Below are 21,013 nucleotides of genomic sequence, written 5' to 3'. Positions count from 1 at the left end.
AGGGGCGAGGCGGGGGTCGTCGTCCCCTCCCGTCCGGCCCTTTCGGCCGACATGCGCCAGAGAGCTCGCTCTCTGCCCCCTGCCGTATTCGGGGCCACCGTGCCCCGGATTCACGGCTGCCGAACGGGGTGCCAGACGCCCGACAACACGACGGTCCAGTTATATGCGCTTTATGCGGGTATAGGCGGGTTAACGGCTCCTTCTCTGGAGGTCATCATGGCGTCAACCCACCGCGCACCCATCGAAGAGCACCCCGACCTGATGGAACTGCGCGCCCGGCACGACCGCGCGGCCGCCACACCCCGCGCCCAGATGGTCGAGGCCCTGGCGCTGCTCACCGGCATCTTCCTTGCCGCGTCCCCGTGGATCGTCGGCTTCAGCGGCTTGACCACGCTGGCCGTCACCAACCTCATCGCAGGCATCGCCTACACACTGTTCCTCGGCGGTCTCGGCAACTCCTACGAGCGCACCCACTCCATGGCCTGGGCCGCGGTAGCCATCGGCATCTGGACCTGCATCGCGCCCTGGGTCGTCGCCGGCGACGTCGCCCACACCCGCTCGATCACCAGCAACCTGATCACCGGCGCCATCGCCACCCTGCTCGCCCTCGCTGCCGCCTCGGGCGCCCGCGACCACGACACCCGCCGCCACGACACCGACCGGCGCGACCCCGCCCCGCGGCGCTCCATGCCCGGAGCTCCCTGATAACCGGGCCCTACACGACCGCGACCGCGCCGTGTGAACGCCGCCCGCCACCCCGGCCGGGGTGGCGGGCGGCTGGGGTGACGTGCCGAAGTCAGGCCGTCTGTCCGGGTGGGATTTCGGCGGACGTCGGCGCATGTGAATCGGGCGGCCTAGGGCCTGTGTGATGTCGTGATCATTCGGCGGTTTTCAGGAGGTCGTCGATCCAGATCATTGCGGCGCGGAGGTGGAGGCCGGCGAGGTAGCTCGCGGGTGTCTTGTCGTATCGGGTGGCGATGCCTCGCCAGGCTTTCAGCTTGTTGATCAGGCGCTCGACCGTGTTCCGTTCCTTGTAGAGGTCGGCGTCGTGGCTGAAGGGTCGGTCGCCTCGTGCGCCCTTCTTCTTGCGGTTGGCGGCCTGGTCCCGTTTTTCCGGGATGACTGCCTTGATGCCGCGTCTGCGCAGGTAGGAGCGGTTGCCGCGGGACGAGTAGGCCTTATCCGCGGCGACCGCGCCGGGCGTCGTGCGGGGACGGCCGGCAGGCAGACGGACTCTTACCCTCGCGAGTACGGGGATGAACTGCGGGCTGTCCCCGGCCTGCCCGGCGGTCAGGACCAACGCGAGCGGACGGCATCTGCGGTCCGCGGCGAGATGAATCTTGCTGGTCAGGCCGCCCCGGGACCTGCCGAGCAGGGCTTCCTTCAGGCGGAGCTTGCGTCTGCGTCGGATGCGCCGACGCTCGGCCTGTCCGTTCTGTTCCTCCGGTCCGCCCCTTTTTGCCGCGCCGCTTCCTGCTCCTGCGCGGCTTCTTCCAGGGCGTCCATGAGGTGCTTGCTGACGCGCATCCCTGCGGCGTCGTGGTGGGCGCGGACCGTTGTGGAGTCCACGCTGACCAGCGACAAGTCTGTTTTGCCCTCCCGGGCCGCCTCGGCGATCAGGCCTTCCAGCAGGGCGGTGAAGACACCGGCGTCCCGCCAGACGCGGAAGCGTCCGTAGACGGTGGCCCAGGGGCCGAACTCGGCAGGCATCTCCCGCCACTGTCCGCTGGAACGGAACCGCCAGATCACACCCTCGAACTGCTCCCGCAACCGCTCCGGGTACGGGCCGTACCTACCGATCGGCAGGTACGGCTCGATGAACTTCCACTGGGCATTGGTGAGTTGCCTGCGTGTCACGACCACAGTTCTACCGGGTTCCGCCCCGAGAAGAGAGCAGAAGCCAGGAGCTGATCACGACATCACACAGGCCCTAGAGCGAAGCCCAAGGCGGTGATCCGGCGAGGGTCGTGGGTGTCTGGCGTCCCGCGGCCAGGAGGGCTGGAAACAACGGTCCGCATGCGGACGTGCTGGGTGTATCAGTTTCGGGATGGCCCGGAGCGTCAGGTCGTCGAGGTCCTGGTCGAGGGGGACGGAAAGCCTCGCCAGATCCAGGTACGGGAGTCCCGTTCGCATGAGCTGGTGGACGGTTACGTTCTGCGGCGTGCCGACGCCTCGGCCCGGGTTGCCGTCTACACCTGGGTGCGGCGGGGCGAGCCCGGGCTGGTGACTGCCCATCTGCTGGAGCTCTTGGCCGAGGTCTGCCCCCAGGAAATGCCCGAGAGATCTGCAGACCGGTAGCTACGATGGCGCGGCCTCGCAGGCTGGGCTTGTCACGCAGGTGACAGGGCGAACACCTCGTTCCGTGGGCCCGGATTGCGCTCGCGGCGGACGTGGCTGGAGCGGCAGGGCCTGGCGGCCGAAGCGCAGAAAATGGGAAGAGCTCGTGGTACTCGCTCCATGCCGACCCGCAGCCACGCCGGGACGCGGCTAGTGCTGTGACCGGAAAGGTTCACCGGGTCGCGGCGCCCGGCACGGCACCTCGCCGCGTTGTCGGACCACCGAAGTACGTCCAGTACAAGCGGCGGCCCTCCGCCTTGCGAGGCACCGCACCGGACACCGCGACCCGGCAAACCTTCCCGGCCACAGCACTAGATGTGGGGCAGCCAGCCATCGGCGAAGTCGGAGCGCTCCCGTGCGCGCTGCGCCTTCTCCGCGAGGAGCCGGCGGAAGCCTGCCAGGGCGTAACGCTCCCCGGTGCCCGCTCGGGGCCCGGGGATGCCGGCCACGGTGGCCATGCACTGCTGGGGCTGGGGCTGCCAGCCGGTGACCAGGACCCGTAGCCGCATGCGCTCCGCGCGCCGGTGCAGGTCCAGGAGGTGGAGCAGGCCGTCGACGTCCATGGCCGCGACGGCGTGCAGGTCCACCAGGAGATCGTGCTCGTCCATGGTCACGTAGTCCAGCGCGCGCCGGAGTACTGCTCCCGCACCCTCGTCGAGCTCCCCAGTGGCGCTGATCAGAAGCGAACTGCGGCAGTGCTGTACGTCCACGTTGATCAAGGTGCTGCTCCCGTCACCCGAAGGCTCCGGACCCACGGGGCCCCATCCTGGCGCTTTACGGCGTAGGGCTGGCATGCGGCGCGCTGAAGCGCGCGCAGAGGGCCCGAGTACGGGACCCGGGGTTGCACCGGGAAGGGGCTGGACCGTTGCCTGGACGGTTGCTTTCAGCGGGGGACCGCAGGTGGGGCCTTGACCCAAGGCCGGGTAGTTAACGTTTTCGCAGGTCACGCAAGTGAGTTGAAGGACTTTTGACGCAGAACAACGGAGCTCGTTGGTACAGGCAGTCGACCAAGACAGCTTGTCCCGAAGGAGCTCCGTTGCCCCGCCATTGTGTCCTGCCGTCTGCACTGACGGCCATCACCTGAACGGTCACCGTGGCCGCGGGCCGGTTCGCTCCCGGACATCTGGGGGAGCTGACCGCCGTCGTGCCGTTCGAGCTCGTGGACGCGGTCCTTGCGGAGACGCGGACGGTGCAGCGGCGGCTGCGTGATCTTCCGTCGCGGGTCGGGGTCTACTTCCTGCTCGCGATGTGCCTGTTCCCCGAGGTCGGCTACCGGCTCGTCTGGGACAAGCTGACCGCGGGTTTGTCCGGGATGCCGGTGGTCTGTCCGTCGGCGAAGGCGTTGCGTGACCTACGCCGGCGGATCGGCGGCGCGCCGGTGCGGGCCTTGTTCGAGGTGCTGGCCGGGCTGCTGGCCCGGCCGACGACCCCAGGGGTGCGTTTCGGTCCGTACCGGACGGTGTCGTTCGACGGCTGCAGTTCGCTGAGGGTTCCCGATTCCGAGCGGAACCGGGCCTGGCTGGGCAGGACTTCCCATCACGGCTATCCGACGCTGGAGTTGATGACGCTGATCGAGACCGGCACCCGGGCCGTGGTCGGCGCGGTGTTCGGCCCCACCGCTGAGGGCGAGACAAGCTACGCCGCTCGGCTGCTGCACCTGCTGCGGCCGGACATGCTGGTGCTCTGGGACAAGGGATTCGACAGCAACGCCTTCCTCGCGAAGGTGACCGCAACCGGCGCCCAGGCCCTGGGCCGGCTCCGCAGCAACCGGCGCACCCCCGTGCTCACTCGCCTCACCGATGGCTCCTACCTGTCGGTGATCGGCACCGTGAAAGTACGGATCATCGACGCACAGATCGCCGTGACCTGCGCGGATGGCACGTCCTTCACCGGGTCCTACCGACTGGTCACGACCCTGACCGACGCCCACCTTTACCCCGCCACCGCGCTGGTGGTTCTCTATCACCAGCGGTGGGAACACGAATCGGCGTACTACGCGCTCCGCCACACGATCATGAACGGGCGCAACCTGCGCTCGGGTGACCCGGCAGGCATCGAGCAGGAGATGTGGTCCCTGCTCACCCTCTACCAGGCCCTACGCACCGTGATGGTCGATGCCGCCGAGTCCCTCCCCGGCACCGACCCGGACCGCTGCTGTTTCAGCATCGCGCTCCACACCGCCCGCGACCAGGTCATCCAGGCCGCCGGGATCGTCACCGCGGCCGCCGATCGGGACACTCTTCTTGGGGCGATCGGCCGCCGGATCCTGACCGGCTTGCTCCCTGCCCGGCGGCAACGGGTCAGCACCCGCAAGGTCAAATCACCGATGTCCCGCTACAGCGAGCGCCACGCCGACGGCCGGCCCGACACCAGCCGCACCGTCACCCGCCTCGACATCACCGTCCTCGAACCCGTCGATCAGCCACCCGCGCCGCCCACAGCCTCCCGGGACGACCGACACGCCGCCCCCGCCGCGCGACGCCGACACCGCATCCTCGCCCTGCTCCAAGAAGACCCCACGCGCCTGTGGCAGCCCCGTGAAATCACCGCACACTTCGGCGACATCACCCTGGAGACCATGTACAGACAACTGAACCGGTGGGCCGCCAGCGGCCTCATCCACAAGCTCGGCCCCGGCCTCTATGCCGCAACACCATGGTCCCCAACCCGCCTTGCGTGACCTGCGAAAACGTTAACTACCCGGCCTTGGGTCAAGGCCCGGTCAGTTCAGGGCAGTGGGCAAGGACGGCGGTGAACTGGTCGCGCTCCTCGTCGCGCAGGTGCTCGGGGCGCCGCATCATCCAGCCGGTGACCCGGCGGATTCCAGGTGGAGCGGGTGGGACAACCCGGATGCGGCGGCGCCGCCTCGGTCGCAAGTAGTCGCTGATGATCTGATAGCTCCCGCGGTAGCCGAGTTCTTGGAGCTCGGCATGCAGCTGGATGGCGTTGGTGTGTCTTTCGGCCCAGAGTTTGTCGAGGTGAGGCTTGTAGGGGTCGAGCTGGCTGGGACGGGGCTGGCGCCGTCCGCTCAACAACTGTTCGGGGACCGTTGCGCGGGCATTGCGACGGACGGTGTTGCCGCCCATGTGCAGTTCTCTGGCAATCTCGCGAATGCCATGCCCTTGAGCCAGCAGAGCGTGGACGGTCGCGTGACGTTCGCAGATTCGGGCTTCGACTGGCGACATCGCCTTCGTGGTGTCCACGCTGTCGACGTCGGCACCCTTCGTTTGGCCGTCAGGGCTGATGACAGCCGTCTTGAGGCAGGTGCTGTGGAGGCGCACGCTGGCTTCGACGGCGGTGCCGAGGTTCTGCCAGAGGTGGAACCGGTCGGCCACCTGGACCGCATTCGGAGCACCGGTCCGGGCGCCGTCGGCGTAGGACCCGGCCCGGTCGCGGCAGATGATCTCGGAGCCAGGATGCTCACGCAGCCAGCCGGCGAGGGTCGCGGCGTCGCGGCCGGGCAGCAGGTCGAGAGGCTGTCCGGTCTCGCAGTCGATCAGGACGGTGCCGTAGTGCTGTCCACGACGGGTGGCGAAGTCGTCGACTCCTAGCACCTTAGGGACGGTCCAGACGGGGTCGGGCAGGGCCATGACCGCCCGTAGGAGCGTCGTCCGGCTCACCCCTGCGTGCAGGACGGCGCCGAGACGGCTTCCGGCCCGGCCGGCCAGTGCGATGCCGACGGCCTCCAGGACCCGCCGGGCAGCTGGTGTTCGGCGGCCGTAGCGCACGGTCAGTTCCTTGACCTGCTCGGCGAACGTACGCCGTGAGCAATGGAAGTTCTCGCAGTACAGGCGTCGCACGGTCAGCTCGATCCGCACTGGCCGATCGCCGACCGGTGTGCCGGCAAGGCGTCTTCCGTACGTGCTGTGGACTCGACTGGACACTGCCGCGCAACCGGGGCAGGCCACCCCGATCTCCCGGGTTCTCGCGACCAGGCGAATCATCCCGCACTCGAAGAGCACACGCTCCACGAGTAACGCGCTGAGGTGCGGAAACAGGTCACCGACGAGGTCATCACACCGCACCACGGTCCCAGATGACGCTACGTCACCGAGACCAAACCCGTTGATCGTCCTCACGGAATTTGTGCCTGAGCCCGTAACTCGCCGACAAAGCCAACCTCCACCACAGCCCCAGGTAAGGACGGGACATCACGGGGCGCGGGTGACGTCGTGGTGCCCGATGTACGGACTCTGGTGTGCCGGCACTGCACGGCGGGACCGGGCGGGGGCCAAGCCCGGACCATCGCCGCGGCCGGGGATCACCTCACGGTGACGTGGCATCTGTTGTCCTGCCCCCACTACGCGGCCGACCGTGTCCTGGCGGGCGAAGAGGACTGAGCGCGGCCCAGCTCGGAGACTTGATCATTCTCGCCGGTAGCGGCTGTGTCTGACCTGTCCCAAGGGGGCGCGGATCAAGGCGTACTCGGAGGCCGTCGAGACGGCGCACGCCGACTTCGCCGCCCTCCAGCACCGCGGCCGCAGCCTCGTGTGGTTGCTCGGCCCCACCCCCCACACGATCGGAGTGGACTCTTGCAGCCCACCAGATGGATGGCCGCCATAGCGGCCATGGTGCTGACCACGGGCCTCGCCGGCACGCTGGCCGGCACGGCCACCGCCGCGCAGACGGCGGACCCGGCACCCGGCCAGAGCAAGGCCGAGCGCGCGGTCGCCGCCGCGGACGCCGCCGTGCGCAGCGGCCTCGACACCCTGGTCAACTCCCCGCAGCAGCAGTACGACCGGCGCCTGGTCACCCCCTGGGTCAAGGACCTGTACTCGGTCGCCTACGAGCGCAGCTACCGCGGCCTGCCGGTCGTCGGCGGCGACGCGGTCGTCCTCGCCGACGGAGAGGGCCGGGTACGCGCCCTCCAGTCGGCCTCCTCGACCGTGATCGACGTGGCGACCACCCCGTCGGTCAGCGCGAAGGCCGCCGAGGCCGCGTCGCGCGCCGAGCAGGTCAAGACCGACCAGGTGCAGAGCACCCGGCTCGTCGTCAAGCTCAAGGACGACAAGCCGGTGCTGGCCTGGGAGACCGTCCTGACCGGCCGGACCGCCAAGGCGCCCAGCAAGCTCCACGTGTTCGTGGACGCCCGCACGGGCAAGGTCGTCGACACCTTCGACGAGGTGGTCGCGGGCAGCGGCAACAGCAAGTGGAACGGCCCGAACCCGCTGACCATCGACACCACCGCGTCGGGCGGCACGTACTCCCTGCGCGACCCGAACCGCACCGGCCTGAGCTGTGCCGACTACAGCTCCGGCAGCGTCTTCTCCAAGTCGTCGGACTCCTGGGGCACCGGCAACCCCACCTCCAAGGAGACCGGCTGTACGGACCTCATGTTCGCCGCGCAGAAGCAGTGGGACATGCTGAGCCAGTGGCTCGGCCGCAACGGCGTGAACGGCAACGGTCGCAGCTTCCCGGCCAAGGTCGGCCTGAACGACGTGAACGCGTACTGGGACGGCAGCTCCGTCAGCATCGGCCACAACAACGCCAACGAGTGGATCGCCGGCGTCGACGTGGTGGCCCACGAGTACGGGCACGCGATCGACTCCAACACCCCGGGCGGCACCAGCGGCCAGGAGTCCGGGCTCGGCGAGGCCACCGGTGACATCTTCGGCGCCCTGACCGAGGCCTTCATCAACCAGCCCGCCCCGTACGACACTCCGGACTACACCGTCGGCGAGGTCATCAACCTCGTGGGCAACGGTCCCATCCGCAACATGTACAACCCGCCGGCCGTCAACAACGACCCGGCCTGCTACAGCTCCGCGATACCCGGCACCGAGGTGCACGCCGCGGCCGGTCCGCTGAACCACTGGTTCTACCTGCTCGCCGAGGGCACCAGCCCGGGCGGCGGCAAGCCGAACAGCAGCACCTGCAACCAGTCCACGCTGACCGGCGTCGGCGTGCAGAACGCGGGCAAGGTCTTCTACGGCGGCATGCTGCTGAAGACCTCCAGCATGTCCTACAAGAAATACCGGACGGCGACGCTGAGCTCCGCCAAGTCGCTGGACGCCACCTGCAACCTGTTCACCAAGACCAAGGGCGCCTGGGACGCCATCAGCGTCCCCGCGCAGCCGGCTGACCCGACCTGCACGCCGAGCGGCCAGAACGACGACTTCTCGCTCGCGCTGAACCCGTCCACCGGCACCGTCCAGCAGGGCGCCTCGGTGACCACCAGCGTGGCCACCGCGGTCTCCACCGGCTCGGCCCAGCAGGTGACCCTCACGGCGTCCGGCCTGCCGTCCGGGGTGAGCGCCACCTTCAGCCCGGCCACCGTGCAGGCGGGCCAGTCCTCGACGCTGACGCTGAGCGCCTCCGCCAACGCGGCGCCCGGGACCTCGAACGTCGTCGTCAAGGGCCAGGGCACCACCCTTTCGCACACCGTCGACTACGCGCTGACCGTGGGCGGCACCACGCCCAACCCGGGCGCGCCGAACATCGACGTGGCCGCCGTCCAGGCGCACCTGACCCAGCTGAACACCATCGCCTCCCAGAACGGCGGCAACCGCCGTGCGGGCAGCGCCGGCTACACCCAGTCGGTGGCGTACATCAAGGGCAAGCTGCAGGCGGCCGGCTACACGGTCACCGAGCAGAACTGCTCCTCGTGCACCTACCCGTCGAACAACCTGATCGCCGACTGGCCGGGCGGCCCCGCCGACCAGACGGTCATGTTCGGCGCGCACCTCGACAGCGTCTCGGCGGGCCCGGGCATCAACGACAACGGCTCGGGATCCGCGACCCTGCTGGAGAACGCGCTCGTCCTCGCCCAGAAGAACCCGACGATGACCAAGCACGTGCGCTTCGCCTGGTGGACGGACGAGGAGCAGGGCCTCAACGGCTCGAGGTTCTACGTCAACCAGCTCAGCAGCACGCAGAAGTCGGCCATCAAGGCCTACTACAACTTCGACATGGTCGGCTCGACCAACGGCGGCTACTTCATCAACAACGTCAACTCCACCGCCGCCGCGCCGCTCAAGGCCTACTGGACCTCGCTGAACCTCGCTCCCGAGGAGAACACCGAGGGCCAGGGCCGCAGTGACGACTACTCCTTCCAGCAGGGCGGCATCCCCACCTCCGGCTACGCGGCCGGCGCCAGCGCCCGCAAGACCTCGGCCCAGGCGGCGAAGTGGGGCGGCACCGCGAACGCGGCGTACGACCCCTGCTACCACAGCTCCTGCGACACCACGAACAACATCAGCGCGACGGTCCTGGACCGCAGCGCCGACGGTGTCGCCTACACGGTCTGGAACCAGGCCGTCGGCGGGACCACGCCCGGCCCCGACTTCTCGATCAGCGCCTCCCCGGCCACCGGCAGCGCGAACCAGGGCGGCACCGCCACCTCGACCATCAACACCGCCACCGTCAGCGGCGCCGCCCAGACCGTCGCCCTGTCGGTGACCGGCGCCCCCGCCGGCGTGACCGCGAGCCTCAGCCCCACCTCGGTCCAGTCCGGCAGCTCCTCGACGCTCTCCGTGCAGATCGGCGCGAGCACGGCGCCGGGCACCTACACCCTGACGGTCACCGGTGCGGGCTCCGTCAGCCACACCACCACCTACACCCTGACCGTCACCGGCACCGGCCCCTCCTGCACCCCGCGCCAGCTCATCTCCAACGGCGGGTTCGAGAGCGGCTCCACCCCGTGGACGGCCACCTCGGGCGTCATCACGAACCAGGCCGGCCAGACCCCGCACGGCGGCTCGTACAAGGCCTGGCTCAACGGCTACGGCCAGACCCACACGGACAGCGCCTCGCAGTCCGTGACCGTCCCCACCGGCTGCGCCTCGTACCGGCTCGGCTTCTACCTGCACATCGACACCGCCGAGACCGAGAACACCGTCTACGACAAGTTCACGGTCTCGGTGGGCGGCCAGACGCTGGAGACGCTGTCCAACGTGAACGCGGCCCCCGGCTACGTGCTCAAGACGTACGACGTCTCCCGGTTCGCCGGCCAGACGGTCGTCCTGAAGTTCCAGGGCGTGGAGGACCCGTCCCTCCAGACCTCCTTCGTCGTGGACGACGTCACCCTCCAGGTGAGCTGACGCCCCCGGCACCGCTGAGCACGACCTGAGCACCACCTGAGCACCACCCGGGCGGCACCCGCCCCGGCCCCACGGCCGGAGCGGGTGCCGCCCGGCGGTTCAGCCGCCGTCGCGGACCGCGACGATGCCGTTGAAGACGCCGATGTAGGCCGTCCCGTCGGGGCCGAGGGTGATCGGGGCCCAGTTGTTGTCGTACAGCGGGCCCGTGCCGGTCAGCTGCCGCCAGCGGCGCTCACCGGTGCGGAAGTCGACCGCCGTGAGGTACCAGGCGTCGATCCCCCAGAAGTTGGGCTCCTTCTCGTAGAAGTAGAGCAGCCCGTTCGCGGTGGAGAGCTTCGGGACCACGGACGGCGAGCGGATCGCGCTCTGCCAGACCGTGTCGCAGCCGCTGCCGTCGGCGCGGACGTCGATGCGGCTGACGCCGCCGACGACCGACTTGCCGAGGACCAGCGAAGTGACGTTCTCGTAGCCGTAGTTGTTCTCGACCACGATGCTGTTGCCCCAGGTGATCAGGGAGTTGTCGGTGGTCGAGGCGCCCGATCCGAAGACCGGCACCTTGCACACCAGACGCTGGTCGGCGGGCACGTCCACGCCCCGCCGGTAGACCAGGACGTTCATCCGGTCGTCGGCGTTGTCGGTGATCGCGACGTAGCCGTTGCCGAAGAGGTCCGGGGTGGTGCCCGAACCCTGGTTGACCGAGCCGGGCTTGGTTCCCGTTCCCCGGTCGTACGTCTGGCGCCACTGCGCGACGGGGGTGCCGTCGGCGTCGGCGCGGAAGCTGTAGAGCGCGTGGTCGGTGACGATGGAGACGCCGTCCTCGGCGACCGAGAAGGAGTTCTGGATCTCCTCCCCCGCCAGCCGGATCGAGCGGATCGCGGAGGTCGTCGGGTCCACGGTGCCCACGCGGCCCTGGCGGGTGACCCACCAGATGCGGCCGTTCCAGTCGGGCATCACCGAGGTGACCGGGTCACAGGTTCCGGTGGGCCACAGGTTGGTCCAGTCGACGCAGTCGTGCGGGACCTGGCCGGTGAGGTCCCAGTCGTCGTCGACCTTGAACTCCCAGCCCCCGTCCGGCTTCTGGACGTGCGAGAGCCGCAGGATGTGCTGGCGGGAGTCGGCCAGCACCGCCCGGTCCTGGTCGTCCAGGTAGAAGTAGGCGCCGCCCGAGGTGTCCTTGAAGATCTTCGAGAAGTCCAGCGAGGTGATCGCCTGGACCGTCGAGGAGCGCTGCGGGAGCTGGTGCTCCGCGAGCGTGGCGAGCGTACGGGGCTCAAGGAGCTTGACCTTGAAACCGCCGAAGGTGCCGCACACGGTGACCAGGCGGCCGCCCGAGTCGAAGGTGGCGGTGGCGCATTCGCCGCCGAGGGCGGCGATCTTCTCGCTGGTCACCCGCGGGTTCTTGCCGAGCGGTCCGGACCAGGGCGAGGTGGCGCTGCCGGCCGCGTCGGAGTGCATGCCGCTGCGGCCGTTGGGCGCGAGGAAGGGGTGCTGCGGCGGGGCTTCGCCCGGCAGCGCGGCGGCGGTGGCGGGCCCGCCGTCGTAGTGGCTGACCAGGCGGTGGCCCGGGGCCAGGGGTATCTCCTCGGCGGCGGCCGGGGCGATCCCGTACATCGCCGTGAAGGCGACGAGGGCCGGCACCACAGCGCAGTTCAGCGCTCTTCGGAACATCCGGTCTTCCTCCTTTGTCTTCAGTTTTATTGACATCGCGTATGACATCGCGCCGCCGCCAGACGCTAGATCGCGCGGCCCGAGGAGTCCATGCACGAGCCGGATGATTCACGAAGGCGCAACAGTCGATCACCGTGCGCGGGAGGACCGGGGCCGGCTACGGCTTCAAACCGCCGACCACGTTCGCCGTGGCCGAGACGCCGTTGTGGATGGTCGCCGCCAGGCTGCTGCTCGCGAGGTAGAAGCCGAGCAGCACGCAGACGAGGGCGTGGGACAGCTTGAGGCCGCCGCCGCGCAGGAAGATCCACGCGAGGACGAGGAGCAGGACGACGACGGAGAGGGAGATCACCATCGGAACACCTCCCTACGCGGCGCCATGGTGGCGCAGGAGGAGGGCTCTTCGAGCGAAACCCCTGTCCGCCAAACGGGTGTTGACCGTCCGTGACCGGCGCTCAGTCCTTGACGATCTCTTCCCAGCGGGTCGTCCGCCCGCACCAGCGTCCGAGCAGCACCGGGTCGTGGCCCACTGCCAGGAGGCCGGCGCCGGACTCCGCGCGGTACTCCTCCACCACGCCGACCAGCGCGGCGGCGGTGGACGCGTCGAGCATGGCGGTCATCTCGTCGCACACCAGCCAGCGCGGCCGCAGCACCAGCGCCCTTGCCAGGCAGGCCCGTTGCAGCTGGCCGTCGCTGACCTCGTGGGGCCGCCGGGCGAGCAGGTCCGCCCCGAGCCCCACCCGGTCGGCCAACTCGGGCACGGTCGTGTCGACTTCGCCGCGCCGGCCGGTCGCCCGGAGGGGTTCGGCGATGAGCTCGCGCAGCCGCAGCCGGGGGTCCGCCGCCAGCCTGGGCTGTTGGAACACCACGCCGACGGCGGTGCGCAGGGACCGCGGCGCCTGGTGCCGGAAGCCGGTGACGACGCGGCCGTCGAAGGCCACGGTGCCCCGGTCGGGCCGGTGCAGCAGGGCGGCGACCCTGGCCAGCGTGGACTTGCCGCAGCCGCTGGGGCCGAGCAGTCCGAGGGACTCGCCGGGGCGCAGGCTCAGGTGCGCGCCGCGCACGACGGGTGCGCGGCGGTCGTAGCCGGCGGTGATGCCGCTGAGCTCAAGCATGGTGGCAGGCCACCCCTTCGGCGAACGGGGGCCGGCCGGCCCGGCACGCGTCGTCGGCGCGGGGGCAGCGCGCGGCGAAGGCGCAGCCGGGCGGGAGCGCGCCGAGCTCGGGCGGGGCGCCGGGGACGGGGGTGAAGGCGCGCTCGGGCAGGGCGTCCAGCAGTCCGCGCGCGTAGGGGTGGCGCGGGCCGGGACCGCCGAAGAACGGCCCGGCGGCGGCGGTCTCCACGATGCGCCCGGCGTACATGACCGCCACGGTGTCGGCGATGCGGTGGGCCGCCGCGAGATCGTGCGGGATCATCAGCAGCGCCCGGTCGGCGGCCCCGGTGTGGGCCTTGAGCTCGTCGACGGTGCGGTGCACGAGGTCCCGGTCGAGGCCGGTGGTCGGTTCGTCGGCGAGCAGCAGGGGCGCCTCGCCGATCAGCGCGAGCGCGGTCGCCGCGCGCTGGGCGAGGCCGCCGGAGAGCTCGTGGGGGTGGCGGTCGAGGTGGCTGGCCGGGAAGGCGGCCCGGTCGGCGGCGGCCTCCGCCGCCGACCGGAGCCCCGCCTTGGCGGTGCCCGTCAGTTCGCGCACGGTCTCCTCCAGGTGGGAGCGGACGGTGCGTACCGGGGTGAGGTGCGCGGCCGGGCTCTGCGGGACCAGCGCGACCCGGCGGCCCCGGACGGTCCGGGAGAGGGTCCGCTCGTCGAGGGCGAGCAGGTCGAGGCCGTCGGCGAGCCTGGCCGAGCCCGCCGTCTCGGCGTTGCCGGGGAGCAGGCCGAGGAGGGCGGAGGCCAGGACGGACTTGCCGCAGCCGCTCTCGCCGACGAGGGCGAGGCACTCGCCGGGAGCCAGGGTGAAGGAGGCGTCGGTGACGGCCTCGACGTGGCGGCCGCCGCGCATGCGGAAGCGGACGGAGAGCCGGTCCACGGTGAGCACGGGCCCGGTCATCCTCACGGGCGACGGCGGGGGCTGGTGCTTCACAGGGTCAGCTCCGAGCGGCGGCGGGGGTTCAGGCGCTCGCGCCAGGCGCCCGCCAGGCCGGCGATCGCCAGGGTCGGGACGATCAGGAAGAGCCCGGGGAAGGGCGTGGGCCACCAGTCGCCGGCGAGCAGCGAGCCGCGGGCCGTCTGGACGAGGTTGCCCAGGCTCGCCTGGTGGGCGGGCAGGCCGAGGCCCAGGAAGGACAGGGCCGACTCGTGCCACATGGCGTGCGGGATCATCAGCACGGCGGCGAGCCCGGCCTGCGGGAGCACCCCGGGCACGAGGTGGCGTACGGTGACCCGCCACCGGGACGCGCCGCCGGCGACGGCCGCGTCCACGAAGGGCCGGGAGCGCAGCGAGAGGACCTCCGCGCGGACGATGCGGGCCGTGGACAGCCAGTGGGTCAGGGCCACGGAGACGACCACGGGCCACACCCCCGGCCGGAACATCGCCACGATGAAGATGCCGAGCAGCAGGTGCGGGATCGAGGACAGGGCGTCCACCACCCGCATGACGAGCCGGTCCGTCCAGCCGCCGAGCGCCCCGGCGGCGGCGCCGACCGCCGTGCCGAGCACGGTGGCGACCAGCGCCGCCACCAGCCCGACCAGCAGCGAGACCCGCAGCCCGTACACGCAGCGCAGCAGCAGGTCGCGGCCCACGTCGTCGGTGCCGAAGGGGTGGGCCCAGGAGGGCGGCAGGAGCTTTGCCGACAGGTCGACCGCCTGCTCGTCGAGTTGGACGAGCGGCGGCACCAGCAGCACCGCCAGCGCGATCAGCACGACGAGCACCGTGGAGGTCCGTGCCCGCACGGTGCGCGTGGAGCGCCGGTCGCGGCCGTGCGACCGCCAGGTCACCTCAGCCATCGAAGCCCACCCTCGGGTCCGCCAGTCCGTACAGCAGGTCGGACAGCAGGTTCCCGGCCAGCACCGCCGCCGTCGCCAGGACCGTCAGCGCCGCCAGCAGCGGGAAGTCCACGGAGGTCGCCGCCTGCACGGTGGCCGCCGCGATGCCCGGCCAGCTGAAGACGGTCTCCACGAGCAGCGCGCCGGTGATCAGCTCGGGCACCCGCGAGCCGATCAGCGTCAGCATCGGGAGCATCCCGGAGCGCAGCCCGTGGCCGAGCAGCACCCGCCGCTCGCCCAGGCCCCGCGCGCGGGCTCCCCGTACGGGATCCTCCTCCAGCGCGTCGGCGACGCCCTGCCTGACGTACAGGAAGAACCACGGCAGTTGGGAGAGGCCGAGGACCAGCGCGGGGAGCACGAGGTGGCGGGCCACCTGACCGGCGGTGACGACGTCGCTGCCCGCGTCGGTGAGGCCGCCGGACGGCAGGACCCCCAGCCGCACCGAGAAGAACCAGATGGCGAGCAGGCCCAGCCAGAAGGCCGGCGCCGCCTCCAGGGTGTACGCGAGCGCGGAGACGGCCCGGTCCAGGGGCCCGCCCTGCCTGCGCGCGGCCAGGACGCCGAGCCCGGTGCCCAGCAGCACGGCGACGGCGAAGGCGCAGAGCGCGAGCAGGGCCGACCAGCCGAGCCGCTGCGCGATGACGTCGGAGACGGGCTGGCGCATGACGGCGGAGGTGCCGAGGTCGCCGGTCAGCGCCGAGGTGAGCCACTCCCACCAGCGCTGGACCAAGGGCGGGCCCGCGCCGAGGTTGGCCCGCAGCTGGTCGAGTTCGGCCTGGGACGCGGTGAGCCCGGCGGTGCCGGCGTACGCCTTGACGGGGTCGAAGGGGGACAGCGCGGCGACGGCGAAGACCCCGAAGGTGACGACGAGCAGGACGGGGCCGGCGAACAGGGTCCGCCGTCCCGCCATGCGCGCCATCGGCCCCCAGGGGAGGCGTAGGGAGCGGCTGGTCACTTGGCCGGGCTCACTTCTGCTTCGGCTTCCAGCTCTCGATGTTCCACCAGGGGCCGGAGCCGAGGCCGTGGTCGTGCGGCTCGATCTGGGTGGAGGGCCCGTCCCACCGGTCGGCCATGACGTACACGTGGTCGATGTGGGTGAGGTAGACGTAGCCCGGGTTCAGGGCGAGCTCGCGCTGGACCGTGTCGTACGCGGCCTTGCGCGCGGCCGGGTCGCCGCTCCTGCGGCCGTCGAGGAGCGCCCGGTCGACGACCGGGTTGTCGTAGCGGGCCATGTTGTTGAACCCGTCGCCCGCGAGCGAGGAGCTCAGCGTCAGGTACTGGTCGAAGTCGGGGTCGGCCGGGGAGCCGCCGCCGGCGAGGACGGCGTCGGTCTTCATCCGGGGCTCGATGACCTCCCAGCTGCCGGACTCGGTCGTGACCTGGATGCCGGCCTTCTTGGCGTCGGAGGCGAAGGCCAGCGCGTGCTCCTGGCGGATCTTGTCGCCGGAGGTGTACCAGAGCGGGAAGGCGGCGCGGACGCCGTCCTTGGCGCGGACGCCGTCGGGGCCGGGGACCCAGCCCGCCCCGTCGAGGATCTTCCGGGCCCGGGCGAGGTCGTGTGCGCGCTCCGTGCCCGGCGTGAACCACGGGCTGTCGGTCGGGACGGGGCCGTAGGCGGCCTTGCCCGCGCCGTCCAGGAGCTTGTCGACCATGGCGCCGCGGTCCACGGCGATGTCGAGGGCCCGGCGCACGGCCGTGTCGCCGGTGACGGCGTTGCCGGTCGGCATGGTCACGTTGCGGTAGTCGAAGGTCTTGGCGGTGTGGGTCTTGCGCGCCCCGTCCGCCGACGCGCCCTTGGCCAGGTTCGGCGGCAGGATCGCCCCGTCCAGTTCGCCGGAGCGCAGCCGGGTGGCGCGTACGTCGTCGTCCTTGACGACGGCCATGGTGAACTTCTTCACCGCGGGCTCGCCGCCCCAGTAGGACGGGTTGGCCTTGAAGGCGAGCTTCTCGCCCTTGGACCAGGCCGTGAGCACGTACGGTCCGGTCCCGACGGGCGCGGTGGTGAAGCCGCCGCTGTTGACGTCCTGCTTGCCCGCGATGTGCTCGGGGGCCACGGGCAGGACGGTCCGCTCGGCGAAGGGGGCGTAGGGGTACTTCAAGGTGAAGACGACGGTGTCGTCTCCCGGCGCCTCGACGGACGCGATCGCGTCGAGCTCGGACTTGGACGCGTTGTTCGTCTTCGGGTCCAGGATCGTCCGGTAGGTGAAGAGGACGTCCTTGGCGCCGAAGGGCGCTCCGTCGCTGAACTTCACTCCCCGGCGGAGCCGGTAGGTGTAGGTGAGGCCGTCCGGGGAGACGTCGGGCAGGGCCTCGGCCAGGGCGGGCCGCAGCTTCATGTCGGCGTCGTGGGTCAGCAGCCCGTCGAAGATCTTCGAGTTGCCGTCCTTGCCGTAGCCCAGAAGCGGGCTGAGGGTCTCCGGCTCGTTGGCCATGCCGACGACGACGGGGTCGGCGCCCCCGGATCCCGCCGCCGCTCCCCCGGAGGGGGCGGAGCAGGCCGCCACCGAAGTGATGAGTGCGGCGGCCGCGGCCACCCTGGCCATTCCCCGTACGGTCCGGGCGGTCATGTCGTGCACTTCCTTCTTATTGCAAAGAGATCGCAATAATGCCAGACGGGAACAGAAGAGCACGAATCCGGTCACATCGACGAGAAGGGTCGCGCGGGTCTTGCCCGGCCGCCCCACGGCGTGCCATATATGTCTAGACCTTTCCGAGGAGCCGGAAGAAGAGGGCGCCGCCGTGCACGACCCCGCACCAAGCCCCGCGCCACACCCCGTACGCCGCCTCCCGCGGCCGTCGGCCGGGCGGTCGGCGCTCGCGCTCGCCCTGTCCCTGGCCCTCGCGACGGCCTTCCTCACGGGGTGCTCCTCGGCCGACACCACGCCGCCGTCCGCCCCGGCCGGGCTCACCGCCCAGGCGGGCAGCGCCACTTCGGTCCACGTCATGTGGACCTCGCCCGCGCCCGCCGAGAAGGTGTCGTCGTTCCTCGTCTTCCAGGCGGACCGCCTGGTCCGTGAACTCCCCGCCGACAAGACGATGGTGGACATCACCGGCCTCGCCCCGCAGACCGCCTACGAGTTCACGGTCAAGGCCCGCGACACCGCCGGGAACACCTCCGCCGCGAGCACGGCCGCCTCGGCCACCACCCCCGCCGCCCGGGCCGAGGACCGGCTGCCTCCGACGGCCCCGACCGCCACGGCCGGCCGCGCGCTCGGGCCCACCTCCGCCGAACTGACCTGGGGCCCGGCCACCGACGACTCCGGGGTCACCGCCTACGACGTCTACCAGGGCGAAGCCCGCATCCACACGGCCGGCCCGGGCAGCACCGGGACCACCCTGGAGGGCCTCCAGCCCGACACCGTCTACACCTTCACCGTCCGGGCCCGCGACGGCGCGGACCACTCCTCCCCCGACGGCCCCGCGGTGGACGTGACGACCCCGGCCGGGCCCGGGCAGCGCCCGAACACCGCTCCCGCCGAGTTCACCGCGACGGCCTCTCCGGGCGCGGTCACCCTCGCCTGGACCGCCCCGCCGACGGGCCGGGAGACCAGCGAGTACGAGCTCTACGTCAACGGCCGCCCCACCACCGTGATCCAGTTCGGCGCGGGGGCGGTCCCGGCCGGCCGGGCGGAGCACCGCCTCACGGTCGCCGAGCCGCCCGGCACGGTGTGGGCGGTCAAGCTCCGGGCGCGGCTGCCCGACGGCAACTGGGGGGCCTTCTCCGCCGAGCGGCGGGTCGTGCTCGCCTCCTGAACCACCCTCCGCCGGGTCCCGATCCGGATCGGGAACCGGACCCGGCGAGCGGAACCCGTTCCTTCGATCTGACCCGAACGGCACTGCACCGAAAGAAGATCACGCACAATACATGCGTGTTCGGTGAGTACTCGGTCAACAACAATCAGGCAGATTCCGCGGGCGGCGCCCCTGGACCAGACTCTGGCGCCGTGCCGGGAAACCTGCCGCCGGAGACGGCGAGCTTCGTGGGACGCGAGCGTGAACTCGCCCTCCTGTACGAGATGCTGCGCGAGCGCAGGCTCGTGACCCTCACGGGCGTCGGCGGCGTCGGCAAGTCCAGGCTGGCCCAGCGCGCCGCCGCGGCTCCGCCCCAGTCCCGGCCCGACGGAGTCTGGTGGGTGCCTCTCTCCCCGCTGCGCGACGCCGAGTTGCTCACCGCCACCGTCGCGCACGCCGTCGGCCTCGCCACCCAGTCCCGGCGCCCCCTGGACGAGGAGCTGTGCGCCTGGATGGCCGACAAGACGCTGCTGCTCGTCCTCGACACCTGCGAGCACCTGGTGGCCGCCTGCCGCCACCTCGTGGGCGAACTGCTGCAGTCCGCGCCCGGGTTGACGGTCCTGGTCACCTCCCGCGAACCGCTCGGCTGCCCCGGCGAGAACGTGGTCGAGGTCAGCCCGCTGCCGTGCGAGGGGCCCGACAGCGACGCCCTCACCCTCTTCCGGGCCCGCGCGCTGGCCGCCACCCCGTACGCCGAGGCCGCCTTCACCGACCCGGACCGGCTGGCCGTGGCCACCGAGGTCTGCCGCCGCCTGGACGGCATCCCGCTCGCCCTCGAACTGGCCGGGGCCCGGATGCGGCTGTGGACCGTGGAGCAGATGGCGCAGCGGCTCGACGTCAGCTTCGACCTGCTCCGCGACACCGCCGCCGCGCGGCTCCCCCGGCACCAGACCATGCGGACCGCGATCGGCTGGAGCCACGAGCTGTGCGAGCCGCTCGAACGGCTGCTGTGGGCCCGGCTGTCGGTGTTCACGGGGGACTTCGATGCCGCCGCCGCCCGCGCGGTGTGCTCGGGCGGCCCGCTGCCCGCGGCGCGGGTGGAAGGGGTGCTCGCGGGCCTGGTCGCGAAGTCGGTCGTCCGCTGCACCCAGGAGCGGGGCACGGGCCCCCGCTACCGGCTGCTGGACACCATCCGCGAATACGGCCAGGACTGGCTGGCGGAGCTCGGGGAGGTACGGGTCCTCGCGGACCGGCACGCCCACTGGTACGCCGCCCTCTCGAACGCCGCCGACCGGGGCTGGATGGGACCCGGCCAGGTGGAGTGGTACCGCAGGATGACCGCCGAGCACGCGCAGCTGCGTACCGCCCTGGAGCACCTGCTCGGCTCGGACCCCACGGCGGCCCTGGAGGCGGCCGGCGCGCTGTGGTTCTTCTGGTTCTCGTGCGGACACGTCCACGAGGGCCGGGCCTTCCTGGAACGGGCCCTGCTCGGCGCCCCGCAGGCGGGTGCGGCGCACGCCCAGGCCCTGTGGGCGCTCGGGCTCACCGCGCTGCTCCAGGGCGACCTGGAGGCCGCCGAGGAGCTCGGCGAGCGGTGCACCGGCGCCGCGGCCGCACTGGCCGATCCGGAGCCGGAGCTGCGCGCGGCGTACCTGCACGCGGTGTCGCTCCTGATGCCGGGCGATCCCGTACGGGCGCTCGCGCTCGCCGGCCCCCGGGCCCGCGGGGGCCACGGCGGCCGGCCGCACGGCCCGGGATGGCTGCTGTGCCGGCTGGCCACCGGCTACGCCCTGTGCGACCTCGGGCGCTTCGAGGAGGCCGAGCGGGAGGCGCGGGGACTGCGGGAGGCGTGCGAGGAGCTGGGCGAGCGCTGGATGCGGGCCTACGCGGACTACATCCTGGCCGTCGCGGCCTTCGGGCTCGGCCACCACGGGGAGGCGGCCCGGCACGCGCGGGCGATGCTGTCGGGCAAACGGCTGCTGGGCGACCGCTTCGGGATCGCGCTCGGCCTCGACCTGCTGGCGGCGGCGGTGGCGGGCCTGGGCGACGGCGAACTGGCGGCGCGCCTGCTGGGCACCGGGCACGCCTGGTGGCGCACGGTGGGACGGCCGCAGATGGGCTCACCCTCGCTGACGGCGCTTCGCGACAAGGGCGAGAGCCAGGCCAGGGCGGCGATCGGCGACGAGGCGTACGAGAACGCCTTCCTGAGTGGTGCGGCGGCGTCCACCGGCTGAGGAAACCTCCGGTGGACCCCGCCGT

15 protein-coding genes and 1 pseudogene are annotated in these 21,013 nt (G+C 71.5%); 6 read left to right on the top strand and 10 right to left on the bottom strand.

The features are described 5' to 3' along the window. Positions 1 to 216: 216 nt before the first annotated feature. On the top strand, positions 217 to 705 hold the full coding sequence (locus DRB96_RS17930) for an SPW repeat protein (RefSeq protein WP_204357758.1): 489 nt from the start codon (positions 217 to 219) through the stop codon (positions 703 to 705). A 172-nt stretch (positions 706 to 877) separates the two neighbouring features. Here the strand turns inward: DRB96_RS17930 and DRB96_RS17925 are convergent. Next, a pseudogene (locus tag DRB96_RS17925) lies at positions 878 to 1,857 on the bottom strand (IS5 family transposase). A gap of 174 nt (positions 1,858 to 2,031) precedes the next feature. On the opposite strand from DRB96_RS17925, the gene DRB96_RS17920 reads away from it, so the two are divergent. Then, on the top strand, positions 2,032 to 2,298 hold the full coding sequence (locus DRB96_RS17920) for a hypothetical protein (protein ID WP_162688867.1): 267 nt from the start codon (positions 2,032 to 2,034) through the stop codon (positions 2,296 to 2,298). A 350-nt stretch (positions 2,299 to 2,648) separates the two neighbouring features. On the opposite strand, the gene DRB96_RS17915 is transcribed toward DRB96_RS17920, so the two are convergent. Continuing rightward, on the bottom strand, positions 2,649 to 3,092 hold the full coding sequence (locus DRB96_RS17915; protein ID WP_239516519.1) for an STAS domain-containing protein: 444 nt from the start codon (positions 3,090 to 3,092) through the stop codon (positions 2,649 to 2,651). A 338-nt stretch (positions 3,093 to 3,430) separates the two neighbouring features. Here DRB96_RS17915 and DRB96_RS17910 point away from each other — a divergent pair, with 338 nt between their 5' ends. Further along, entirely contained in the window at positions 3,431 to 5,017 is a 1,587-nt protein-coding gene (locus DRB96_RS17910; protein ID WP_112449377.1) for an IS4 family transposase, read from the top strand. 31 nt (positions 5,018 to 5,048) lie between these two features. Here DRB96_RS17910 and DRB96_RS17905 read toward each other — a convergent pair whose 3' ends face one another. Further along, positions 5,049 to 6,281 carry an ISL3 family transposase gene (locus DRB96_RS17905; RefSeq protein ID WP_239516912.1) on the bottom strand — a complete coding sequence of 411 codons (1,233 nt, stop codon included), beginning with the start codon at positions 6,279 to 6,281 and terminating at the stop codon, positions 5,049 to 5,051. Positions 6,282 to 6,905: 624 nt separating this feature from the next. Here DRB96_RS17905 and DRB96_RS17900 point away from each other — a divergent pair. After that, the gene (locus tag DRB96_RS17900; RefSeq protein WP_162689017.1) at positions 6,906 to 10,376 is read left to right on the top strand and encodes a M28 family peptidase; all 3,471 of its coding nucleotides are present in this window, start codon (positions 6,906 to 6,908) and stop codon (positions 10,374 to 10,376) included. A 99-nt stretch (positions 10,377 to 10,475) separates the two neighbouring features. On the opposite strand, the gene DRB96_RS17895 is transcribed toward DRB96_RS17900, so the two are convergent. From DRB96_RS17895 to DRB96_RS17865, 7 genes are all read right to left on the bottom strand, one after another. Further along, positions 10,476 to 11,987: a hypothetical protein gene (locus DRB96_RS17895; RefSeq protein WP_239516918.1), complete on the bottom strand. Its 1,512-nt coding sequence runs from the start codon at positions 11,985 to 11,987 to the stop codon at positions 10,476 to 10,478. Positions 11,988 to 12,201: 214 nt separating this feature from the next. Continuing rightward, entirely contained in the window at positions 12,202 to 12,396 is a 195-nt protein-coding gene (locus tag DRB96_RS17890) for a hypothetical protein (RefSeq protein ID WP_112449373.1), read from the bottom strand. A gap of 100 nt (positions 12,397 to 12,496) precedes the next feature. Next, a complete protein-coding gene (locus DRB96_RS17885) occupies positions 12,497 to 13,156 on the bottom strand; it encodes an ATP-binding cassette domain-containing protein (protein WP_112449372.1) in 660 nt (219 codons plus the stop codon). Continuing rightward, entirely contained in the window at positions 13,149 to 14,087 is a 939-nt protein-coding gene (locus DRB96_RS17880; protein WP_112453511.1) for an ABC transporter ATP-binding protein, read from the bottom strand. Before DRB96_RS17880 ends, DRB96_RS17885 begins: the two co-directional genes overlap by 8 nt. Before the next feature lie 29 nt (positions 14,088 to 14,116). Then, positions 14,117 to 14,983, bottom strand: a complete 867-nt coding sequence (locus tag DRB96_RS17875) for an ABC transporter permease (RefSeq protein ID WP_112449371.1) — start codon at positions 14,981 to 14,983, stop codon at positions 14,117 to 14,119. Then, the gene (locus tag DRB96_RS17870) at positions 14,976 to 15,941 is read right to left on the bottom strand and encodes an ABC transporter permease (RefSeq protein WP_112449370.1); all 966 of its coding nucleotides are present in this window, start codon (positions 15,939 to 15,941) and stop codon (positions 14,976 to 14,978) included. The genes DRB96_RS17875 and DRB96_RS17870 overlap by 8 nt, the downstream gene beginning before the upstream one ends. A gap of 46 nt (positions 15,942 to 15,987) precedes the next feature. Beyond that, on the bottom strand, positions 15,988 to 17,589 hold the full coding sequence (locus tag DRB96_RS17865; protein ID WP_112449369.1) for an ABC transporter substrate-binding protein: 1,602 nt from the start codon (positions 17,587 to 17,589) through the stop codon (positions 15,988 to 15,990). Positions 17,590 to 17,761: 172 nt separating this feature from the next. Between DRB96_RS17865 and DRB96_RS17860 the strand changes: the two genes are divergently transcribed. Together DRB96_RS17860 and DRB96_RS17855 are read left to right on the top strand one after the other, a co-directional pair. Then, positions 17,762 to 18,775: a fibronectin type III domain-containing protein gene (locus tag DRB96_RS17860; protein ID WP_239516305.1), complete on the top strand. Its 1,014-nt coding sequence runs from the start codon at positions 17,762 to 17,764 to the stop codon at positions 18,773 to 18,775. Positions 18,776 to 18,966: 191 nt separating this feature from the next. Further along, a complete protein-coding gene (locus tag DRB96_RS17855) occupies positions 18,967 to 20,988 on the top strand; it encodes an NB-ARC domain-containing protein (protein ID WP_112449367.1) in 2,022 nt (673 codons plus the stop codon). Positions 20,989 to 21,013 lie beyond the last annotated feature (25 nt).

This window comes from Streptomyces sp. ICC1 (genome assembly GCF_003287935.1).
Classification (GTDB): Bacteria; Actinomycetota; Actinomycetes; order Streptomycetales; family Streptomycetaceae; genus Streptomyces; species Streptomyces tritrimontium.
Note: the sequence above shows the minus strand (reverse complement) of the source record. Positions and strands in the feature narration are given on the sequence as shown.